Raw genomic sequence first — 21,408 nt, 5'->3', positions numbered from 1 at the left:
TTGTCGCGATTACTTGGGTAACATCATTAATTAAGTTACATTAACGCAATATATTATTCATTGTCGGATTAACTATGTTGAACCCAGAAAAAAAATACTTAATAGCCCCTTCTATTTTATCTGCTGATTTCGCTAAACTAGGTGAAGATGTTGATAGTGTACTTGCTGCGGGTGCCGATGTGGTTCACTTTGACGTGATGGATAATCACTATGTGCCTAACTTAACCATTGGCCCTATGGTGTGTAAAGCGCTTAGAAATTACGGTATTAAAGCGCCTATTGATGTGCATTTAATGGTTAAACCAGTTGATAGCCTTATTCCTCAGTTTGCCGAGGCCGGCGCTTCAATTATTACTTTTCATCCAGAAGCCAGTGAGCATATTGACCGCACATTACAATTAATAAAAGATCATGGCTGCCAAGCTGGTTTAGTGTTTAATCCAGGCACTAGCTTGAGCTTTCTTGATCATGTGATGGATAAAATTGATGTTATTTTAATAATGTCGGTTAATCCAGGGTTTGGTGGGCAAAGCTTTATTGCGCATACTTTAGAAAAACTACGCCAAGCAAAACAACGTATTGTAGAATCGGGTCGCAATATACGCTTAGAAGTTGATGGCGGAATAAAAGTCGATAATATTGCCGCTGCTGCAGAGGCGGGTGCTGATATGTTTGTAGCGGGTTCAGCCATTTTTAACCAGCCAAATTACCAAGAAGTTATCGATCAAATGCGTGAGCAATTAGGAAGTGTTAAATAATGAAGTACGACCTAGCCCTGTTTGATTTAGATGGCACCTTAGTAGATAGTGTATACGATTTATACATAGCACTTAATCTTACTTTGAGCGACTTAGCATTTCCGATTGTTAGCCAGCGCTTAGTAGAAAGCTGGGTTGGCAATGGTATAGAAGTATTAGTAAAACGCGCACTGAGTGGCGAAATGCAAATAAGTGAGCATTTAGATAAAGCACTTAGCGATAAAGCATTTTCATTATTTTACCAACATTATGAACAGCAAGTAGGTGAATATAGCGTACTTTACCAACATGTTGAAACTGGGCTTGCTGCCCTACGTGGTATGCCCAAGGCATTGATCACTAATAAAGATCGTTTATTTACCGAAAAATTACTGGATAAGTTAGCCTTAACGAGTCATTTTGAGCTAATAATTTGTGGTGATGACATGGCTAAAAAGCCATCAGCAGAGCCGTTGTTATTTGCCTGTAATAAACTAAATGTTGAGCCCAGTAAAGCGATTATGATTGGCGACTCTAAAAGCGATATACTAGCTGCCAATGCAGCTAAAATTGACGTTATTGCACTGAGCTATGGTTATAATCAAGGTGAAAACCTTAAGGACTATAATCCACAGTACCTATGCGATAACTTCTTAGATATAATACCTGTTCTTACACAGCGCTAAGTGCTGTTAATTAAGCAAAATAAAGGAAAATCATGAGTAAACCAGTAGTTTTAAGTGGCGTGCAGCCAACCGGTGGTATGACAATAGGCAACTATGTTGGCGCTATTAACCAGTGGCTAAAGTTACAGGAAGACTATGATAGCTACTTTATGCTTGCAGATCTTCACGCAGTAACTGTGCGTCAAGACCCTGAATTACTTCGCTCGCGCGTTTTAGATGGTGTAGCGCTTTATACTGCTTGTGGTATTAACCCAGAAAAAGCCGCGTTATTTGTGCAATCGCAAGTACCAGAGCATGCACAACTTGCTTGGGTATTAAATTGTTATGCACAAATGGGCGAACTTAATCGTATGACCCAGTTTAAAGATAAGTCGGCAACGCACGCGCACAATATTAATGTGGGCTTATTTGCTTACCCAGTATTACAAGCGGCCGATATTTTATTATACCAAGCAGAGCAAGTGCCGGTAGGGGAAGATCAAAAGCAACACCTTGAACTAACCCGCGATATCGCAACACGTTTTAACAACCTGTATGGCGAGGTATTTAAAATACCTCAAGCGTATATTCCAGAGTTTGGTGCGCGTGTAATGAGCTTGCAAGATCCGCTGAAAAAAATGTCTAAGTCGGATGAAAATCTAAATGGTTTTATTATGATGTTAGATGAGCCAAAAAAGATTGAGAAAAAACTGAAAAAAGCAGTTACCGATTCAGACGAACAAGCGCGTATTTACTTTGACCGAGCTGAAAAGCCTGGAGTGTCAAATTTACTTACCTTGTTAAGTGTGGCAACTAAACGTTCAATTGAAGATTTAGTGCCAGAGTACGAAGACAAAATGTATGGCCATCTGAAAAAAGACACTGCAGATGCTGTAGTGGCAATGATTGAGCCAATTCAAGCGCGTTTTAAAGAGATCAGAGAAGATCAAACACTCCTTAATAACATCATGAAGCGTGGCGCAGAAAAAGCCAGCAGCCAAGCCGAAGGTACGTTAAAAGCTGTGTACGATGCACTTGGTTTTATTCCTCGCGGCTAAACCTTGCTAGTTAAAATGATCAATAAAAATGCCGCTTTATTTATAAAGCGGCATTTTTGTTTTATTAGTGTATTTGGCGGTTAATAAAAGAAGTTAACCACCAAATACACAAAAAAATGAATAGCTACCCAGCTAAGCTGCACTCGTTATTTAAGCAGTTCTTTTAAATAACGGCCAGTATGCGAGCGCTCACACTCGACTACTTGCTCAGGTGTACCTGCAATGAGTATTTCACCACCGCCAGCTCCGCCTTCAGGGCCTAAATCGATAACCCAATCTGCGGTTTTAATAACATCGAGGTTATGCTCAATAACAACAATAGTATTACCGTGATCGCGCAAGCGATGAAGTACAACAAGCAGCTGTTCAATATCGGCAAAGTGTAAGCCTGTTGTTGGTTCATCAAGTATGTATAGCGTTTTACCGGTATCGCGTTTTGACAGCTCGCGGGCTAATTTAACTCGCTGTGCTTCACCGCCCGAAAGCGTTGTAGCTGCTTGGCCTAAACGAATGTACGATAAACCTACGTCCATCAGGGTTTTAAGTTTGCGTGCAATGGCCGGTATTTTATCAAAGTAGTCGTGGGCATCTTCCACTGTCATGTCGAGTACTTGATGAATATTTTTACCCTTATACAGTACTTCAAGGGTTTCGCGATTATATCGTTTACCCTTACACACGTCGCACGGCACGTACACATCAGGTAAAAAGTGCATTTCTACCTTAATTACGCCATCGCCTTGGCAAGCTTCACAGCGTCCTCCTTTAACGTTAAAGCTAAAGCGACCTACTTTATAACCACGAGAGCGCGACTCTTGCGTACCGGCAAATAATTCACGAATACCAGTAAAAATACCAGTATAAGTAGCCGGGTTAGAGCGTGGTGTGCGGCCAATTGGGCTTTGATCAATGTCGATCACTTTATCAAAATGCTCAAGCCCTGTAATTGATTTATACGCAGCGGCTTCGGCAGTCGTTGCGCCATTTAATTCAGTATGCGCAAGCTTAAATAAGGTGTCGTTTATGAGCGTAGATTTGCCCGAGCCAGACACACCTGTTACACAGGTCATTAAGCCAAATGGAATTTTTAAATCAACATTTTTTAAGTTGTTACCAGTAGCGCCAAATAACTCCAGCCATTTATCGTTAGTGGGGTGGCGTAATTTAGGTATTTCTATTCTACGTACACCGGATAAAAACTGCCCAGTAACCGACTCTTTACAGGCTAAAATATCGTCGCGAGTACCTTGGGCAATTATATGCCCGCCATGCACACCAGCACCTGGGCCAATATCAATAATGTGATCGGCTGCGCGAATGGCATCTTCGTCGTGCTCAACCACAATGACCGTGTTACCTAAATCGCGTAAATGCACCAATGTTTTTAATAATCGGTCGTTATCGCGCTGATGCAAACCAATTGATGGCTCATCCAGTACGTACATAACACCCACTAGGCCTGCGCCAATTTGGCTAGCAAGGCGAATACGTTGTGCTTCACCGCCCGAAAGCGTATCGGCACTTCTATCGAGTGAGAGGTAATTTAAACCCACGTTAATTAAAAACGATAAACGGTCGCGAATTTCTTTTAATATTTTTTCAGCTATTTGGCCTCTTTGTCCGGTTAGTTTTAACCCTTCAAAAAAGTCCATTGCTTCACCAATACTCATATGGGTAATAGTGGGTAAGTTAGTTTGGCCAATAAATACATGGCGCGACTCTTGGCGTAAACGCGAGCCATGACAGCTAGGGCAGGCCTGGCTGGTTTGATACTTTGCTAGTTCTTCACGTACCGAGTTTGATTCAGTTTCACGGTAGCGACGGTACATATTATTAAGTACCCCTTCAAACTCGTGATTACGGGTAATTAAATCGCCGCGGTCGTTACGGTAGCTAAAGGCTATTTTGGTAGTGTCGGAGCCTTCTAAAATAATTTTTTGCGAGGCTTTATCTAAATCCTGATATGGCACATCTAAATCAAAATTATAATGCTGCGCAACGGCTTGTAGCATTTGGTAATAATAAAAACTGCGTTTATCCCAACCTTTAATTGCGCCACCGGCCAAGCTTAGTTCAGGGTTTTGTACTACGCGGTTTGGATCAAAATATTGGCGTACGCCTAGGCCGTCACAGCTTTGGCATGCTCCGGCTGGATTGTTAAACGAAAACAATCTTGGCTCTAACTCGGTCATGGCATAGCCACAAGTAGGGCAGGCAAAATTAGCCGAAAACAGCATTTCTTCTGCGCTGCTGTCATCCATATAAGCTATGTTAGCCACGCCACCCGACATTTCTAATGCAGCTTCAAATGACTCAGCTAAACGCTGTTGTTGGCCATCTTTTACTTTAAAGCGGTCTACAACTACTTCTATAGTATGTTTTTTATGTAGATCAAGTGGCGGTGGATCCGATAGGTCACATACTTCGCCATCAATACGGGCACGAATGTAGCCTTGGCTCGCCAATTGCTCAAGGAGCTTAACATGTTCACCTTTACGCTCTTTTATTACCGGTGCAAGCAACATGAGTTTACTGCCCTCAGGCAGAGCTAAAACAGTATCGACCATTTGGCTAATAGTTTGTGCGGCTAACGGTAGGTCGTGAGTTGGGCAACGCGGTTCGCCCACGCGGGCAAACATTAAACGTAAATAGTCATAAATTTCGGTAATCGTACCCACAGTCGATCGCGGGTTGTGCGATGTTGACTTTTGCTCAATAGAAATAGCCGGAGAAAGACCTTCAATATGATCTACATCGGGTTTTTCCATCAGTGACAAAAACTGCCTTGCATACGCAGAAAGTGATTCAACATAACGACGCTGCCCCTCTGCATACAAAGTATCAAATGCAAGCGAAGACTTACCCGAACCAGATAGGCCAGTAATAACAATTAGCTTATCACGTGGGATGGTTAGGCTGATGTCTTTTAAATTGTGCGTGCGGGCGCCTCGGACTTCAATGTTTTCCATGCTATCTCGTCTATTACCAAAATTATTTGTCCAGTATCGCATAATACGTAACATTATTAATCTATGATCAATGAAAAATCCTTACTTATGACGATTAATTATTAGTAAGCTTATGGTAGAATCTCAGCCTAAATTTTCCACACAGTAAGATCACGCAAATAATGACCGCATCTTCACTTAATTCACGAGAAAAACGCGCGGCTATATCGCTAGCTAGTGTGTTTGCATTTAGAATGCTCGGCTTATTTATGCTGATGCCTGTATTAGCTATTTATGGCCAATCATTGGAGGGCTTTTCGCCTATCTGGATAGGCTTTGCTATTGGCGCGTATGGTTTAACCCAAGCGGTATTGCAAATACCTATGGGTCGATTGTCTGATAAAATTGGCCGTAAAAAGGTTATTGTTGGCGGCTTACTAATGTTTGCGCTGGGCTCGGTAATAGCGGCATTAGCCGATTCAATTCAAATGGTTACAGTTGGACGTGCGTTACAAGGTATGGGCGCTATAGCCAGTGCATTACTGGCGTTTGCTTCCGATTTAAGCCGCGATGAACAACGCCCCAAAGTAATGGCTGTTATTGGTATGAGCATAGGCATGAGCTTTGCGTTTGCTATGTTACTTGGGCCAATCGTCGCTGCCTCGTGGGGTATTTCGGGGGTATTTTGGTTAACCGCAATATTAGCTATAATCGGCATATTTATAGTGACTATGCTAGTACCTAATGCGGTTAATAAAGCTCCTAAAGGCGATACGCTCGCCAGCTTTAGCGATATTAAAAAATTGATTAAACACCCGCAGCTAGCGCGCTTAAATGCGGGCGTATTACTATTACATTTAACCCTCACTACTATTTTTGTAGTGTTACCGAGTCAGCTTATTAAAGATGGCTTAGTGGCCGATAATCACTGGCATTTATATATCCCAGTATTATTTTTAGCTTTTTTATTAATGGTGCCTATTATGATAATCGCCATTAAAAAAGAGAAAGAAAAGCAGGCATTTATTGGCTCCGTTATACTGTTAATGTTGAGCATGCTGGCTATGTCGGTATGGGTTAACAGTATTGTAGGTATTGCTGCTTGTATGCTGTTGTATTTTGTTGCATTTAACTTTTTAGAAGCCACCATGCCAGCGCTAGTATCGCGTATTGCACCAGCAAGCCAAAAAGGTTCTGCCATGGGTGGGTATTCTACTAGCCAGTTTTTAGGTGCCTTTTTAGGCGGTATGCTTGGCGGTTATGTAGCACAAACCACAACAACGCAAGCGGTGTTTGCGGCAGCGGCACTTGTTGGGTTAATATGGCTTATTATTGCGTGGAAAATGCAAGTCCCACCCAAAAGTAAAGTTATTAGCTTAATGACCAAATTAGACTCAGAAGAGCAGGCACAGTCGCTTGCTTCTCTGTTAGTTGCTTTACCTGGCGTAATAGAAGCAACTGTAGTGCGCGACGAAAGCCGCAGCTACTTAAAGATTAATGATAAAGAATTTGACCTAGACCAAGCACGTAAAGTAGCTGGTTTAATCTAACGTTTATAGGAGATAGTTCCATGGCACGCGGTGTGAACAAAGTAATTTTGGTTGGTAATTTAGGACAAGATCCTGAAGTACGTTATATGCCTAATGGCAACGGTGTAGCAAATATCACCTTAGCAACTTCAGATAGCTACAAAGACAAAAACACTGGCCAAATGGTTGATAAAACTGAGTGGCACCGTGTGGTATTTTTTGGCAAATTGGCAGAAATTGTTGGCGAGTATTGCCGCAAAGGTTCACAAATTTATGTTGAAGGCAAACTTCAGACACGTAAATGGACTGATCCACAAGGCCAAGAAAAATACACGACTGAAATTGTAGTTGACGGTTTTACCGGCCAAATGCAAATGTTAGGGAGCCGTGGTGGCGACCAGCAAGGTGGACAACAAAGCGGTGGTTACCAAGGTAATCAATCACAAGGCGGACAGCAAAGTGGTGGTTATCAAAATAACCAATCACAAGGCGGCCAACAAAGTGGTGGTTACCAAAGCAACCAGGGGCAAAATAACCAACAGCAAGGCGGTTATACTCCACAACAGCAGTCTGCACCAGCAGCACAGCCACAGTCGGCTCCTGCACCACAACAAAATAACCAATATCAGCAGCCACAAGGTGGTTTTGCACCACAGCAAAGCAGTGCACCACAACAGCAAGGTGGCTTTGCTCCTAAACCGCAAAATGCTCCACAAGGCGGCGCGTCTAACCCAATGGAACCAACCATTGATTTTGACGACGACATACCATTCTAACCAAAGACAAAAATAGAATATAGAGTGTCAATTTAGGCATTTAATATTATCTAAACCCAGCGTAACTGCTGGGTTTTTTGTTTTTAAAATGAGGTTTTAAATAGAGTTCAGGGTAGATTAATATTATTAAAGCGATTGATATTGATAATAGTTTGCATTAACATGCGCCTTCGGTTTTTATCTGAGAAATAGGCATGTCTCTTAAACGTTTAGCTTTAGTAATAATCTTTGCAGCATTAGCGCTCACTGGTTGCGGCTCTGGTGGTGGAGCTAACTCAGCGCCTATTTTTTCACAAGCCAGTTACCAAATCCAACTAAACGAAGACAGTGTTGCAAGCTTAATGGTTGCTGCAACCGATGCAGAAAACGACCTTCTGACATTTTATTTAGCAAATGCTGCGGCTAACGGCGCAGTTGCTGTTAATGCTAATAGTGGTCATATTAGCTATACCCCCAAAGCCAATTTTAATGGCGAAGATAGCTTTCAGGTTGCAGTATCTGATGGTGGAAACCTAACTACTAGTCGTGTGCTGGTAGTTGTTACAGCAATTAATGATGCACCAGTTATTCATATCGATAAAGTGATTGTGAGCGGTGGTGAAATTAAGCGCGGCAAAGTTAATGTATCCGATGTAGATAACGACCCCCTCAGCTATAGTATTTCACGCCCAGCAGAGCATGGCACTTTGCTAATTAATGCTAGCAATGGCGAAATTAGTTACCAAACTACACGCCTAGAAAATCTAGAGGATAGTTTTGAGCTAACGGTTGCAGATGGCAATGGCGCTGTGGTGAGTAAAAACTTAATTATAACCACTAATTTGTCGACTAATGCTGATCGCGCTTATTACTACTATGCCAGTGATGAATCGCATTTAAAGCAGGCGGAGTTACTTGCAAGCGAGTTACAAAATGATATTAATCTAAGCGCAATAAATGCATCGCTTGCAGTAGGTTATGCACAAGCTGGATTAAATAGTGAAGTTACACGTTTAACCTCGGTTGATAAAATAGCGCGTAATAATATACGCGCTATTGCCTTGTTAGAGGTAGCTACCTTATATAGTAAGCAAGGCAATAACGAGCAGGGTAATGAACTGCGTTTAACAGCAAAAAACCTTTATGCAGAGTACGTTGCAGCCAAAGGAATTAGTGCCTTTAATAGTGAGGATCAGCGTTTTTATAATGATTTAGCTTTGTCTTACTTACAGGCGGGTGAGTCTGAGTTGGCAAGTGTTAGTTTTAATATTCTCGATATTTTATTTAGCTCGGCGCTAGGAGAGGAGCAAACAACGCAAGCCTTATTGCTTTTTTTTGGTTATCGCGACCGAGTAGAGGATGTGGTTAATAATTGGCGTCAATCTCGAAACCAAGCCGACTACGATTATGCACTTAGTATGGCCGATAGGTTGTATCGTTATGCCAATATGATTGGCTACAGTTATGTAAAAAATAATAAAAATGGCAATCAAGGAAAACCCTATTTTAGCTCACGCCAAGCAGCGCTGAGTAATGTTATGGCAAACTACCTGGCGTTAAATGCAACACAAAAAGCCAAGTCAGTACTGGCCGATATATTTGCTTTATATGGGGTTGTTAATATAGACGCAGATTATCCGCGTACAGCTAATCAATATGCAAACGTAACCAGCATGGAATACCCGTATGGCTTAATTAACACCGCAGCATACTTTGTGCAGCTTTATCCGGCACTTGATGTTGAAAGCAAGTTTTTAAGCGCCTTTGAAAAAGACAGTAGTCATTACCAGTTAGCTAAAAATAAGGCAGCAGATGCACAATTGCTAGCACATGTACGTAATTCGGCCGATATAGATAGTAGCTTGCAATTAATTTTAGCAACACGTGATGCTAATAATTTACGCCCACTGTTTACTCAGCTAGTTGCATTTAATGCGAGTAAACTAGGTGCCTCGGGAATTTATATTGAGTTAGGGAATTATGACGCGGCAGCTAAGTTTATTGCCACAGGCATTGAGTTACTTAGCTCTGAAGCATATTTAGCACAGAATATTAAAAACCACGTATTTGTTACTGGTGCTACAGGGTGTCAGCTTGCGTTAGAGCAACTACTCACCATTATAAATATTACACATGACGAAAAGTACCAAACTCAAGCGGCCAACACACTACAAACATGCCGCGAAATAGCATTAACAAAATACAGCCAAGTAGATGGTATTAACGTATTTAAAGAGGATGTTGTTGATGCCAATATCGATCTTATTCCTTATCACCAAGCTTTAGGTCAAACCGCCGAAGCCGCGCCATTAGTTAATAAAGTGCAGCAGTATATTGCAACTTACACTGAGCAAGCGCTAATACAAAAAATTACGGATATTGGTAAGTTGGGCAGTGCGCTTGGCTTAAATGGTCAGTTTGCTTTAGCAAACCAGTATTATGCGCAATATATACAGCTGGTAATACAGGGTGAAGAAAAGGTCGCTCTCGCTGAGCGTTTTGCTCTTAGTGAGAAATTTTTTGATGGCTCTAGCAAATCAAAAATTAACTTTAAGCAGTACTTAAATCAGCTGTTGTATGTAGCGGGCACAAAAGCAGAATATGCCTCATTAATTACTGCAGCTAAAAGTATGTGGGCAGAGCTTATTGATTGGAATTTGGCGCGCTTAGAAAGTGCTTCATTGCAGTTACAAGTGCGTTATTTGCCTGTGTTTGCAGATCAATACGCCCAGCTTACTATGTTTAAAAGTGCTTATAAATTAACAGAAAAAGAAGTTTTAGGTGTAGTAGAAAAAGACGCTATAGCAACAAATGTTATAGGCCGTTTGAGCCGTTTTGACGCCTTTATAGGCTCAGAGGTTGCCAGTGTTGACACTGATAACGATGGCAAGGCGAACTTTTTTACCGCCCATGCAAGCGCACAAATGATTGCTAATTCAGGGATAGAATTAGACTTAGATAGCGACAACGACGGTGTCAACGATGACAGTGATGCGTTTCCATTAAATCCGAATCGACATTAAATGCAATATTTAACATTTATAGCGCTAGCTTGTACTTCGCTCACGCATGTTGCAGCTGCAGCGCAAAGCACAGTGCTAGATGAAGCAAGTGCAGCAGAGAAAACACCGGCTAAAGTAATTGCTACAAGTCACTATCAACAATGTAAAAAAAATACTGATACTTGCAGCGAAAATATCGAAATTATAGAGGTAACAGGGCAGCGACCAAACCCTATTTCGGTAAGTAGCCAAGGGGTGTATACCCTTGACAGAAAAATGCTGCGAGACTATCGCTTTGGTAATGGTAACTTAAACGATGTTTTAGGGGTTTTACCTGGTGTGCAGTATGGTGAAACTGCTTATGCTGCGGATCAGGTTAGTAATATTAAGCCATCGGAAGTGTCGCTTGCAGGTGCGCAAGGTAATGCTACAGGGTATTTAATTGATGGATTATCTAATAACTCAAACCTTAATAATGACAGCGCCAATTTTGACAAAAACTTAGCGCAAGATGTAAGTGGTCACACTCAAGCTGTTTTTTTAAATTTAGATTTAATTGACCATTTAGAAGTATACGACAGTAACATACCGGCAAAATACGGTAATTTTACTGGTGGACTAGTTAAAGCCGAAACCCGAAAAGCGGGCGATAAACTGCAATTTGGCATTAATTATCGGCAAACGAGTGACGATTGGGTTGAGTATCATAAGCTTTATGCCCCCGACTTTAGTGGCGATAACGAACTTAACAGTGCTATTTTTAATAAGCGTGATTTAAGTACCTACATTGCTACCCCACTAACCGATAAGCTGGGGTTTATTGGCCAATTTCAATATACGCAATCACAAGAGAGCCTACAGCAATTAGGGCAAACACGACTACAGCAGCAAACCAATTATAACGGTTTAGTAAAACTAGATTATGCAGCAACCGCTAACGATGACTTTTCATTTAGCTTTTTATTTGCTCCTTATAAAGGTGATTACTTTGATGTAAATGCTAAAAACAGTGATTACAACATTGAAGGGGGAGGCAATAACGCATCACTTACTTGGCAAGCAGATAGGAGTTGGGCTTATATTAAAACCCAGCTTGGTTATAGCGATAGTCGCAACAGTAAAAACACCAGTTCGATACGTTATGCTTGGCTAAATATACCGGGTACAGATTGGGGTAATATTGATGGCTCTATTACCAGTTTAGAAGGCGGCTTTGGCGATATAGAAAAGCGACAACAAACGGTCAGTTTAAAACAAGATTTCGAGCTTGCCAGTAAGACATGGCTGGGCGCTTATAGTAATTTATCGTTTGGTTATGAGTTAGCTCAGCAAAACTCAGTATTTGACCGCCTAGAAGATGCAATTGTATATAATGGCGCTATTGTGTCGCCGCAAATAGATTGTGCAGGTTATACACTTGACTGTATTGAAACGCGTTTATATCAATCAGTGGCAGATATAGAAGCAAAACTTGGACACGCACTTGATTTATCAAATCCCGATGACTTTTTAATTTATCAAAATAACTTCGCTACAACAGGGCAGTATTTTCAATATCGCCAAATTACACCTAAATCAACAGCTAGTGTAAAGCTTAATCAATTGTCGGCTTATGTAGAAAATGAATTTGAATGGCAAAATTACAGTTTAAATTTAGGAGTGCGTTACGATTATAACGATTTTCTTAAAAACCATAATTTTGCCCCACGACTACGTGGCAGCGTATCGGTATTTAATGATCAAGGTAAAATAGTGCTCGGTGCTAATCGGTATTATGCAGACGACTCAATTAGTTATAAGCTAAACCAAGCCATGCAGCCTAGCTATACCGAAGTGCGGGCTATCTATCAGCAACAGCCACAGCAATGGCAAGCGCAGTTAAGCAACCGCGGCTATCGTTATGTTTACTCTGATTTAAAAACGCCGTTTAGTGATGAGCTGTCGGCTGCTTATCGTCATCAATTACTAGGCGGAACGCTGGAGTTAAAATGGCTGTATCGAGAGCAGCAAGATGCGGTTAACCGTGTAAAAGGCACTAACGATGTAGGCGAAGCCACTTTATTTGGTGCTAACTCGGGCAGTAGCCGGTATCAGCGTTATACCTTGTCTTGGATGGCAACTTACAATAATCAACATGTTGAATTTAATGTATCGCATGCAACTAATACCACCAGTCGCGAGCAATTTGATGGTGAACCGCGCTCTTTTAATGGCGATGGGGACGCTTTTTTAGATTTTTCGTATGATGATAATGAGTTGGTTTTTTTACGTTCTGATCATTACGATATTGCCGGAAGTACTAATAAAGCTAATTATTATTTAGTAACTCGACATGATATGGAGTTAGAAAAACAAGACTTTAACCGCCCGGTGATTGCAAATTTAAGCTGGGGTGGGCAGTGGGATAATTGGACGCTATCGGCCTACGCACGTTACAACGGTGGGCAAGATGCTATTTACGCCACGAGCAAAACGCAATCAATTAAAGAAGCCAGTAATATTTGTGATGGATGTGCGCCAAATCGCCGTGAGTACCCTGTGTACCGTATTGAAAAACGCCCTGCATTTTGGCTGTTAAATACCAGTGTTAAATACACTGTGGCGGTAGCTAATAACTACCAAATAACTTTGAGCTTTGAGGCGGAAAACATCTTAAATAAACGTACCTATCAAATTAGCCCGTATAATACAGGCATTGAGTTAGGACGTCGGTTTTGGCTAGGGGCCAATATTAATTACTAACAGATTGAACTGTAAGGTTTTTTTATTTCTCTAGTCAGGTGCAATTAACGGTGAAAGTAGCTACTAGAGATAGACTTTTTATCCAGAGCTCTGGTTATTTACTGTTATAGCTGTGGTTTAGCCCCGTAACTTGACACACATTTACTTAAAACACGATAAAAACTTATGCGCTTATTATTTATTAATATCTTATTTTTTGTTGCTACTTGGTTTAACTTAGCCAATGCAGATTCAATCGATTTTACTCAGTTACGTGAGCAATATTTAAAGCCGCAAGAACAGTGGCCTAAGCCCAATTTAGATGCAGATATTACCCATGCTGAAATTACACTTTTACCAGAGGTAACATTTCCTAAAAACAATCAATTTAGTGCCGCAAAAATGCGTTTAGGCGAGCAGTTGTTTAACGACCCTAAACTATCTCGCTCTGGGCAAGTGGCTTGTGCGAGTTGTCACGATCGAGATTTAGGTTGGGCTGATGGCCGCAAACTTTCTTTTGGACACGATAGGTTAAATGGCAAGCGTAACGCACCAAGTATAGAAAATGCAGCATTTTGGCAGTCTTTATTTTGGGATGGACGCGCGCAAACTTTAGAGCAGCAGTCGTTAATGCCCGTTGAAGATCCCGTTGAAATGAACTTTACTATTGCAGAGCTAGAAGCGCGGATCAATCAAGATCAAGCTTATCAAAAAAAGTTTAACCAGGTATTTGGGCAAAGCGAAATAACCGCTACACGCATTGCCCAAGCTCTTGCTACCTACCAACGCACTATAGTGTCGCGCAATTCGGCCTTTGATTACTTTGTAAAGGCTGGTGAAACTCAAGATAAAAAATTAAAGCAACAGCTACAACAAAAACTCAGTGATCAAGCGTTGTGGGGGCTGCACTTATTTAGAACTAAAGCACGGTGTATTAATTGCCATTCTGGAGCGCTTTTTTCAGACAATAAATTTCATAATTTGGGGTTAACTTACTATAAACGAAAGCGTGAAGATCTTGGTCGTTATAATGTGACCAAAAACCCTGACGATATAGGCAAATTTAAAACTCCCAGCTTAAGAAATGTGATGAATAGTAAGCCGTGGATGCATAATGGTGTGTTTCCTTCTATTGCGGGTGTTTTAAATATTTATAATGCTGGTGGCTTTGTTTTTAATAAAGATCCTAACGATCCTTTGTCACCACAAACATCTAAAATACTGCAGCCTTTATCGTTAACGAGCAAAGAAAAAAAAGCTCTTGAGGCATTTTTACACTCTATTACTAGCGCTCCGGCTGCGGGTCCGCACAAAACGTTTATAGTACAAGAGCTAAATGAGGTATAACGTTTTAAGTTATTTAGAGAAGTTTATAAACATTATTTCTTAGCTATAAATGCAATACTAAACTTTTACTATTACCTTGTGCTTCTTGGGATCTTAGACAACACTTTAGCTAGTAATTTAACTAGCGAGTGCGTTATGCAAAAGGGTAAGCTTAAGTTTATTAACCGCTTTAAGGCTCATCTTGTTGTGTTGCTAAATTTAATTATATTAGCGGCAACTCGCTGGGTTGCTCATTTAGCAACCCGAGTAGCGTCATTGAAATCAAGGTTTAATGTAAAGCATAAAGTAGAGGCAGAAACAGCGCCTACTAATACTTTAGGTAATGACCGCCTTTTAAGTGAGAGTAGTACGGCAGCAGCTTATAATATATTTGCCCTGATCGAGTGTCATTGTCATTTTGATCCCAGTACTGATCTAGAAGCTAGTTTTAAAATTCTACTTGCAAAAAACTTACCTGCGTTAAACTATATTTCAGTTAAATTATTAAGTGCGGGTAACTTAGCGGTAACCATAAAGCATATTCCAATCATTAAGTTAGAGCTGTACATTGAGTGCTTAAATTTTTGTGCACTAACAATATGTAAAAAGCATCAAAAACACTTAACGGCAAAAAATGTAAAAATAGGCCTGTGTAATTACAGAGCAAGTGCTAATCAAACACTGGTTTATCAACAAGCAAAATCTGCGTTAACTTTATCGCAGCAAAGCCCATTACAGCATTGTCATCGCTTGGGAATAAGCCATAGCCGAGTAAATATATTTTCGAATAACCAAATAATAAAAAGCATTAAAAAAAATAAGTTTGTAATTTATTTTCAGCCTTTATTTGAGCTCGATAGTGGGCGTATTTTGCAACATGAAGTGTTGATTAGAGTACGCGGTGGCGCTAATGAGTTACTGCTAGCTAATGCTGGCATTAATCAGCTAGATAATGATCAAGACGCATTTTTATTTGATCAAGCAATTATCATCAAAGTTAAAAAGCTATTACTAGCAGATACTTCAGCCGCAATTATTAGCATTAGCTTACATCCTAAAAATTGGTTTAACAAAGCGTTTTGGCAATGGCTAATAACGCAAGTAAGCGATTTTAAAATAGAGCATAAACTACAATTTGAAATAAATGCAGCAGACTTTTTTAAATATCAAATACGTTTACAAGGCGTATTAAAAATAATAACTAAGCTAAATTATCAGATTATTATTGATGGTATTAAAAGTAGCGACCATATTATTCAACTGGTTAATTATCCACAAGTTTTAGGAGTTAAATTAGCCTACGATTTAGTGCACTCAATAGAGGCAAGCGCGCATCAACAAAGTTGTGTAAAAAACATTGTAAATGCGTGCCAGTTATTAAATATAGCGGTATTTGCTAGTGACGTAGAAACCAAACAAGAGCTACAAATGCTTACTATTTTAGGGGTAGATGCCGCGCAGGGGTTTTATTTTACGCAGTTGTTGCCTGATTTTACACAAACCGTATTTCATTAATTTTAAATAAGTCCTCTGTATTTTAAACCATCTAATCCTTGTAACCCACCCGTATGAACCGCAATAATTTTACTGCCTGGCGCAAAGTAGTCCTGCGCAATTAATTGCCACAAAGCATGCATCATTTTACCAGTATAAATAGGCTCTAATGGCAGTTGGTGCTCAGTTTTCATGTATTGGCAAAACTGCCAAAGTTCGGCAGAAAACTTACCATAACCACCACCATGAAAATCACATAATAATTGCCAATTAGTTTGTGAAGCGGCTTTAGGGCTAAGCGCTTTAATTTCATCGCGTAAATAGTCTGCTTGTTTTAGTACCGCAATTCCCAGTACCGTTGTATTAACTGAACTGCCTTCAATAAGTCCCGCTAAGGTGCCACCGCTTCCTGTGGGGCAAACTAAGTAGTCGTGCTTAGGTAAGCTCAGGGCAAGCTCTTTACAACCCTCAAGCGCCAGTTTATTTGTCCCACCTTCAGGTAAAATATAGGCATTAGGGAAACGCGATTGTAACTGCGCTAAATAATCGCTTTGGTTACGTTGTTTGTACTCTATACGTGTGATTGGGTGTAGCTGCATACCACATTGCTGTGCGAACAAAAGTGTAGGATTGTTAGGGTCTAGTTCTGGGCCGCGAATAATCCCGTGCGTTTTTATATTAAAAAACTTGCCAGCCGCCGCACACGCATGAATATGATTAGAAAAAGCACCACCAAAAGTGAGTAATTCAGTTTTTTTAAGCGCCTGCATCTGGGCTAAATTGTATTTAAGCTTTCGCCATTTATTTCCACTTATGAGGGGGTGGAGTAGATCATCGCGCTTAACGCCTAAAAATATATTTTTGCGCTTTAATAAATCACTATCTATTTGTTGTATTTGATTGTTTTCATTTATTTTAAGTTTATTTAACATTATTTGTAATAATCACTTGGCAAAGTAATGAAAATGTACGACAGTTAGTACATCGACTAATAATAATAGTAGCTATATGAAAAGAAAACTGTTTTCACTGTTTTCCTTGTTCAAGCGTAGTTTAGATAAAAATACAGTTGTAGGTGTAGCAACATATGCTAATACCGTTAATGCAGTCTGTTTAAAAAAACAGTATGGACACTGGAAAATACACAAATATCACAGTGTAGAGATCACTGAAAAACATGACTATACTGCTGCAATTACGCTATGTACGCAACAGGTTAGTAGTGATGTGTGCGCAGTGAACTTAGTTATTCCTCATTCTCTTTATCAAATTGTACAAATAGAAAAACCCGCACTAAGTGATGAAGAGATCATTCAATCGCTACCGTGGACAACGAAAGATCTAGTCGATATTGATCCTGAAAATATTGATCCTGAAAATATTGTTGCTGATTTTATTGATTATCCAATTACATTGCCGATGCAAAGTAAAAAAATGAACGTGTTTATTACCAGTAAGCTGCAGTTATTGCCGTTTATAGATAGTTTTAAGCAGGTAAAGCCTCTTTTACGCACTATGACATCAGAGGAAATGACTCTTGTAACTCTACTCGGCACGAGTAAAGACGCCCACATGCTCATTGTGCAGCATGCCAGCTTTGAGCCACGTATTTTAATTATTCGCGATGGGCAGCTATTACTTACTCGGCGTTTAAATGGCTTACTGGGTATGTCAGATAAAGATCAAAGCCAAGAGTTGGTAGAGGCATTTGGACTTGAAATTCAGCGTTCTATGGACTTTTTTGAGAGCCAGTTGAAGCAGCCACCTATTCGCAGTATTCAGCTACAGTGTGACGATTTGACGTCACTAACACTTAGAGCAGAGTTGGCTGAGTTTTTACAAGTTAAAGTGATTGATTTTAAACCAACCCTAGACCTAGCACAGCAATTAGAAACGCAATATTACTACGCATTGGGTGCGGCTTATCAATTAACTGAGCCGGAGTCTGTGATATGAAAACCCGGATTAACTTTTATCAAAAGTCCTTACGTGTAAGGCGTGATCCAGTATTACTGCAAAATATGCTAATACTGTGGGGTGGCGCGTTAATTATTATTGCTATTGTGTGGTCACTTTATGCCTACAAAGAACATGCAAACCATATACTTTTACAGCAAAGTAAAGTGCAGCTTAAGCAAGCTAAAACTCAGCTAGAAGTGGTAAAACAGCAACTTGCCGATAAACAAAATAAAACATTATTAATAAGTGAATTAAAAACACTACAGCAAGAAATACAGCATAAACAACAAGTGTTTAGCTACTTAGCGCAAACATCAGCACAATCTAAAACCGATTATGCCGAAGTAATGCGAGATTTAGCGCAATATCATGAATCGAATATTTGGCTTACCGAAATTCAGTTTATAGGCCAAAAAGTTACTTTGCATGGGCAAACCTTACAGTCTAAGTATTTACCCATTTGGTTTAGTAATTTAAAGCAATCCACTTTTTTTGCTGATAAAGAGTTCTCAGTGCTGGAGCTAGCTACTGAAGATGGGGTTAGCGAGTTTAACGTTGCCACCGACCTGAGCGGTAAGGGAGTTAAGCCATGAGCCAAAATAAAGAGAGCAAAAAAACAAGTTGGCCTACTTGGGTTAAGTATCAAGCGCAGTTTGCGGCATTGCAAAAACGTGAGAAGTACTTAACGCAGTTTGTTGGTTTGTTAATCATTATTTACTTAGGTTTGTTATTTTTTATTTTTCCACAGCAAGATGCAGTTAGTCGAATTGAGTCGCAGCAGCATTCAATATTGCAAGAGTTACAGCAAGCAAACGACCAACTTTCTATGTTAGAGCAGGCGCTTAGCCATAACTATACCCAAGTTTTACAACAGCAAATAGCGCAAGCAAAACAACGGCAGCAGCTCATTAATAAACAGCTTAATACCTTTAGCCAAGGGTTTATTGCTGCTAAAAAAGTGCCCGCGGTATTAAAAGACTTATTAATTAACAGCACCGAAGTGCAAGTTGTGAGTTTTAAAGTAAAGCCAGCTAAAGCAATTGATGTAGAAAAACTAGGGGAAAATGATACACAAACGCTATTTTTTGAACATCAAATGGTGCTTACCTTACACGGTAGTTACTTTAATTTAATGCAATATTTAGCTGCGTTAAAAAGTAATCAAAACAAATTATTAATTCAAGAGTTTAGCTATCAGGTACAGACGTATCCGCAAGCTGAGTTAACTTTGCAAATTGCTACGGTGAGCGCGAATGAAAAATTTATTGCGTTATAGTTTTTATATTTTAATGGTGTGCCTTGTCACACCTAGTGCTGCAGCGCAGCTACTGGATCCAACTAAGCCCGCAATGTTTATCAGTAATGGCGTAGTGGTTGCACAAAAAACGGAGTTTAAGCTGCAATCTATTATTAAAAATAGTACGGCATATAAAGCGATTATTTCAGGGCATCTATATAAAGCAGGCGATGCTATAGAGGGGTTTCGAGTGCTAAGTATCAACTCAAAACATGTTGTGTTAGCTAATGATGATAAGCAAATAAAATTAGAATTATATGACTATAAAATTAAAAAATAATTTATCTAGCCCATGGTTGGTGCTTTTATTATTACCGACGTTTTTAACTGCTTGCCATAGCTTTAAGCCGGGTAAAGAGCTTAAATCGCATATTGGACAAGAGTTTGCGGCCGATTCAGCTCAAGCTAAAACTATTGCGCCACTAGAGATGCCCAATGAATTAGCACAAAGCTTATTATCATCAATTAATAACGAGCAAAGTCTGAGTGATGACTTGGCTATAAAGCGTTTTGATGTGGCCGCTAATGACGTTGAGATGGGAGCATTTTTTGCAGGGCTAACCGACGGTACGCCTTTTAGCGTAGCAGTTCATCCTCAAGTAAGTGGCACTATTAGCCTTAATTTAAAAGGGGTTACATTTGATGAGGTGATTGCGGTTATTAAACGCATGTACCCGTTAGATATTGTAAACGAAGGGCGCATTGTGCAAGTGCTGCCCGCGATCATGCGCACCGAAACTATTCCTGTTAACTATTTAATGATGCAGCGCCATGGGCAGTCAACCGTGAGTGTCGTGGCCGGTGGTGTGAGCCAATTAGCACAAAATAGCGGTAGCTCCAGTGGTGGTTCAAGTAACAGTGGACAACAAAATAATGAGTTTGGTGGTGGCAGTCAAAATTTAGATTTAAACGGTTCACGTATTCAAACAATTAATAAAAACGATTTTTGGCAAGAGCTAGAAGTAGCGCTTAAGTCGCTCATTGGTGCTAACGATGGCCGCTATGTTATCACCAGTCCTCAAGCCAGTTTAGTTACCGTAAATGCTTTGCCAAGTGAAATTAGCCAGCTAAAAGAATTTTTACGCCAAAGCCAAGAAAACCTGCAACGCCAAGTAATTCTTGAGGCAAAAATTATAGAAATAACGCTAAAAGATGAGTACCAGCAAGGGGTTAACTGGGAGCGTATATCAAGCGGTTTAGGCAGCAGTATATCCTTTGCTACTACGGCAGGTAATTTTGGTAATAACCTTTCAGCATCGCTTGGCGGGGTATCGTCGTTAACCATTGAACGCGGCGATTTTAACGGCGTGATTAATTTATTGGAAACCCAAGGCGACGTACAAATGTTGTCAAATCCTAGGGTTACAGCCACTAATAATCAAAAAGCAGTGATAAAAGTAGGTCAGGACGAGTATTTTGTTACTAATGTGTCGAGCACCACAGTAACCGGAACCTCAACCACCACTTCGCCTGAAATTGACTTAACGCCGTTTTTTTCGGGGATTGCTTTAGATGTTACGCCACAAATAGATAAGTATGGCTCGGTTATTTTGCATGTCCATCCGTCGGTAACCGAAACCCAAGAGCAGCTAAAGGTAATTACCTTAGATGACCAACGCTTTGAGTTGCCGCTTGCGCAAAGCAATATTAGAGAGTCAGACACTGTTATTCGCGCTCAAAGCGGTGAAATAGTGGTTATTGGTGGCTTAATGCAAACCTCAACGCAGGACGAAGAAACCAAAACACCTATTCTTGGCGATATTCCCATATTTGGTAATTTATTTAAAAACATACGTAAACGCCAAGAGAAAAAAGAACTTATTATTTTGATCCGCCCAACAGTGGTTATGCCCGACACTTGGAAAAAGCAGCAAGCCGAAAGCCGTCAGCTTTTAGACACTTGGTATAAGAACTAAT

The 21,408-nt window shown here is 40.2% G+C and carries 16 protein-coding genes; 14 read left to right on the top strand and 2 right to left on the bottom strand.

Going from position 1 to position 21,408, the window contains the following annotated elements:
• Positions 1-74 precede the first annotated feature (74 nt).
• Genes rpe through trpS form a run of 3 tightly spaced genes read left to right on the top strand, consistent with a single transcriptional unit; the run spans position 75 to position 2,460 of the window.
• Positions 75-758: a ribulose-phosphate 3-epimerase gene (gene rpe, locus I6F41_RS03090; RefSeq protein ID WP_089368799.1), complete on the top strand. Its 684-nt coding sequence runs from the start codon at positions 75-77 to the stop codon at positions 756-758.
• Positions 758-1,423, top strand: coding sequence for a phosphoglycolate phosphatase (locus tag I6F41_RS03085; protein ID WP_182683871.1), 666 nt, complete (start codon positions 758-760; stop codon positions 1,421-1,423). Before rpe ends, I6F41_RS03085 begins: the two co-directional genes overlap by 1 nt.
• A gap of 32 nt (positions 1,424-1,455) precedes the next feature.
• Positions 1,456-2,460: a tryptophan--tRNA ligase gene (gene trpS / locus I6F41_RS03080; RefSeq protein WP_011329353.1), complete on the top strand. Its 1,005-nt coding sequence runs from the start codon at positions 1,456-1,458 to the stop codon at positions 2,458-2,460.
• Between the two features lie 146 nt (positions 2,461-2,606).
• On the opposite strand, the gene uvrA is transcribed toward trpS, so the two are convergent.
• Positions 2,607-5,429, bottom strand: coding sequence for an excinuclease ABC subunit UvrA (gene uvrA / locus I6F41_RS03075; RefSeq protein ID WP_182683909.1), 2,823 nt, complete (start codon positions 5,427-5,429; stop codon positions 2,607-2,609).
• 161 nt (positions 5,430-5,590) lie between these two features.
• On the opposite strand from uvrA, the gene I6F41_RS03070 reads away from it, so the two are divergent.
• The 6 genes from I6F41_RS03070 to I6F41_RS03045 all read left to right on the top strand — a co-directional run bounded on the left by I6F41_RS03070 (position 5,591) and on the right by I6F41_RS03045 (position 16,256).
• Positions 5,591-6,958 (top strand): MFS transporter, encoded by a 1,368-nt coding sequence (locus tag I6F41_RS03070; RefSeq protein ID WP_011329351.1) that lies wholly within the window; start codon positions 5,591-5,593, stop codon positions 6,956-6,958.
• 20 nt (positions 6,959-6,978) lie between these two features.
• A complete protein-coding gene (gene ssb / locus I6F41_RS03065; protein ID WP_011329350.1) occupies positions 6,979-7,713 on the top strand; it encodes a single-stranded DNA-binding protein in 735 nt (244 codons plus the stop codon).
• A gap of 194 nt (positions 7,714-7,907) precedes the next feature.
• A complete protein-coding gene (locus I6F41_RS03060; protein WP_182683872.1) occupies positions 7,908-10,715 on the top strand; it encodes an Ig-like domain-containing protein in 2,808 nt (935 codons plus the stop codon).
• Positions 10,716-13,436, top strand: coding sequence for a TonB-dependent receptor plug domain-containing protein (locus I6F41_RS03055; RefSeq protein ID WP_182683873.1), 2,721 nt, complete (start codon positions 10,716-10,718; stop codon positions 13,434-13,436).
• Between the two features lie 165 nt (positions 13,437-13,601).
• The gene (locus tag I6F41_RS03050; RefSeq protein WP_182683874.1) at positions 13,602-14,762 is read left to right on the top strand and encodes a cytochrome-c peroxidase; all 1,161 of its coding nucleotides are present in this window, start codon (positions 13,602-13,604) and stop codon (positions 14,760-14,762) included.
• A gap of 135 nt (positions 14,763-14,897) precedes the next feature.
• Positions 14,898-16,256, top strand: coding sequence for an EAL domain-containing protein (locus I6F41_RS03045; RefSeq protein WP_197107656.1), 1,359 nt, complete (start codon positions 14,898-14,900; stop codon positions 16,254-16,256).
• 2 nt (positions 16,257-16,258) lie between these two features.
• Here the strand turns inward: I6F41_RS03045 and I6F41_RS03040 are convergent, their stop codons facing one another.
• Positions 16,259-17,167 (bottom strand): 1-aminocyclopropane-1-carboxylate deaminase/D-cysteine desulfhydrase, encoded by a 909-nt coding sequence (locus I6F41_RS03040; protein WP_182683876.1) that lies wholly within the window; start codon positions 17,165-17,167, stop codon positions 16,259-16,261.
• 76 nt (positions 17,168-17,243) lie between these two features.
• Between I6F41_RS03040 and I6F41_RS03035 the strand changes: the two genes are divergently transcribed.
• The 5 genes from I6F41_RS03035 to mshL are packed head-to-tail and all read left to right on the top strand — an operon-like array spanning position 17,244 to position 21,407.
• A complete protein-coding gene (locus I6F41_RS03035) occupies positions 17,244-18,191 on the top strand; it encodes an MSHA biogenesis protein MshI (RefSeq protein ID WP_197107654.1) in 948 nt (315 codons plus the stop codon).
• Positions 18,188-18,787, top strand: coding sequence for a PilN domain-containing protein (locus I6F41_RS03030; RefSeq protein WP_011329343.1), 600 nt, complete (start codon positions 18,188-18,190; stop codon positions 18,785-18,787). The genes I6F41_RS03035 and I6F41_RS03030 overlap by 4 nt, the downstream gene beginning before the upstream one ends.
• Positions 18,784-19,470: an agglutinin biogenesis protein MshJ gene (locus tag I6F41_RS03025; RefSeq protein WP_182683877.1), complete on the top strand. Its 687-nt coding sequence runs from the start codon at positions 18,784-18,786 to the stop codon at positions 19,468-19,470. The genes I6F41_RS03030 and I6F41_RS03025 overlap by 4 nt, the downstream gene beginning before the upstream one ends.
• Positions 19,448-19,771 (top strand): agglutinin biogenesis protein MshK, encoded by a 324-nt coding sequence (locus tag I6F41_RS03020; RefSeq protein ID WP_041454587.1) that lies wholly within the window; start codon positions 19,448-19,450, stop codon positions 19,769-19,771. The genes I6F41_RS03025 and I6F41_RS03020 overlap by 23 nt, the downstream gene beginning before the upstream one ends.
• Entirely contained in the window at positions 19,749-21,407 is a 1,659-nt protein-coding gene (gene mshL / locus I6F41_RS03015) for a pilus (MSHA type) biogenesis protein MshL (protein ID WP_011329340.1), read from the top strand. Before I6F41_RS03020 ends, mshL begins: the two co-directional genes overlap by 23 nt.
• Position 21,408 lies beyond the last annotated feature (1 nt).

Source organism: Pseudoalteromonas sp. SCQQ13, assembly GCF_015864415.1.
Taxonomy (GTDB): Bacteria; Pseudomonadota; Gammaproteobacteria; order Enterobacterales; family Alteromonadaceae; genus Pseudoalteromonas; species Pseudoalteromonas nigrifaciens.
The sequence above is the reverse complement of the archived record's forward strand: the minus strand, read 5'-3'. Positions and strand labels throughout refer to the sequence as shown.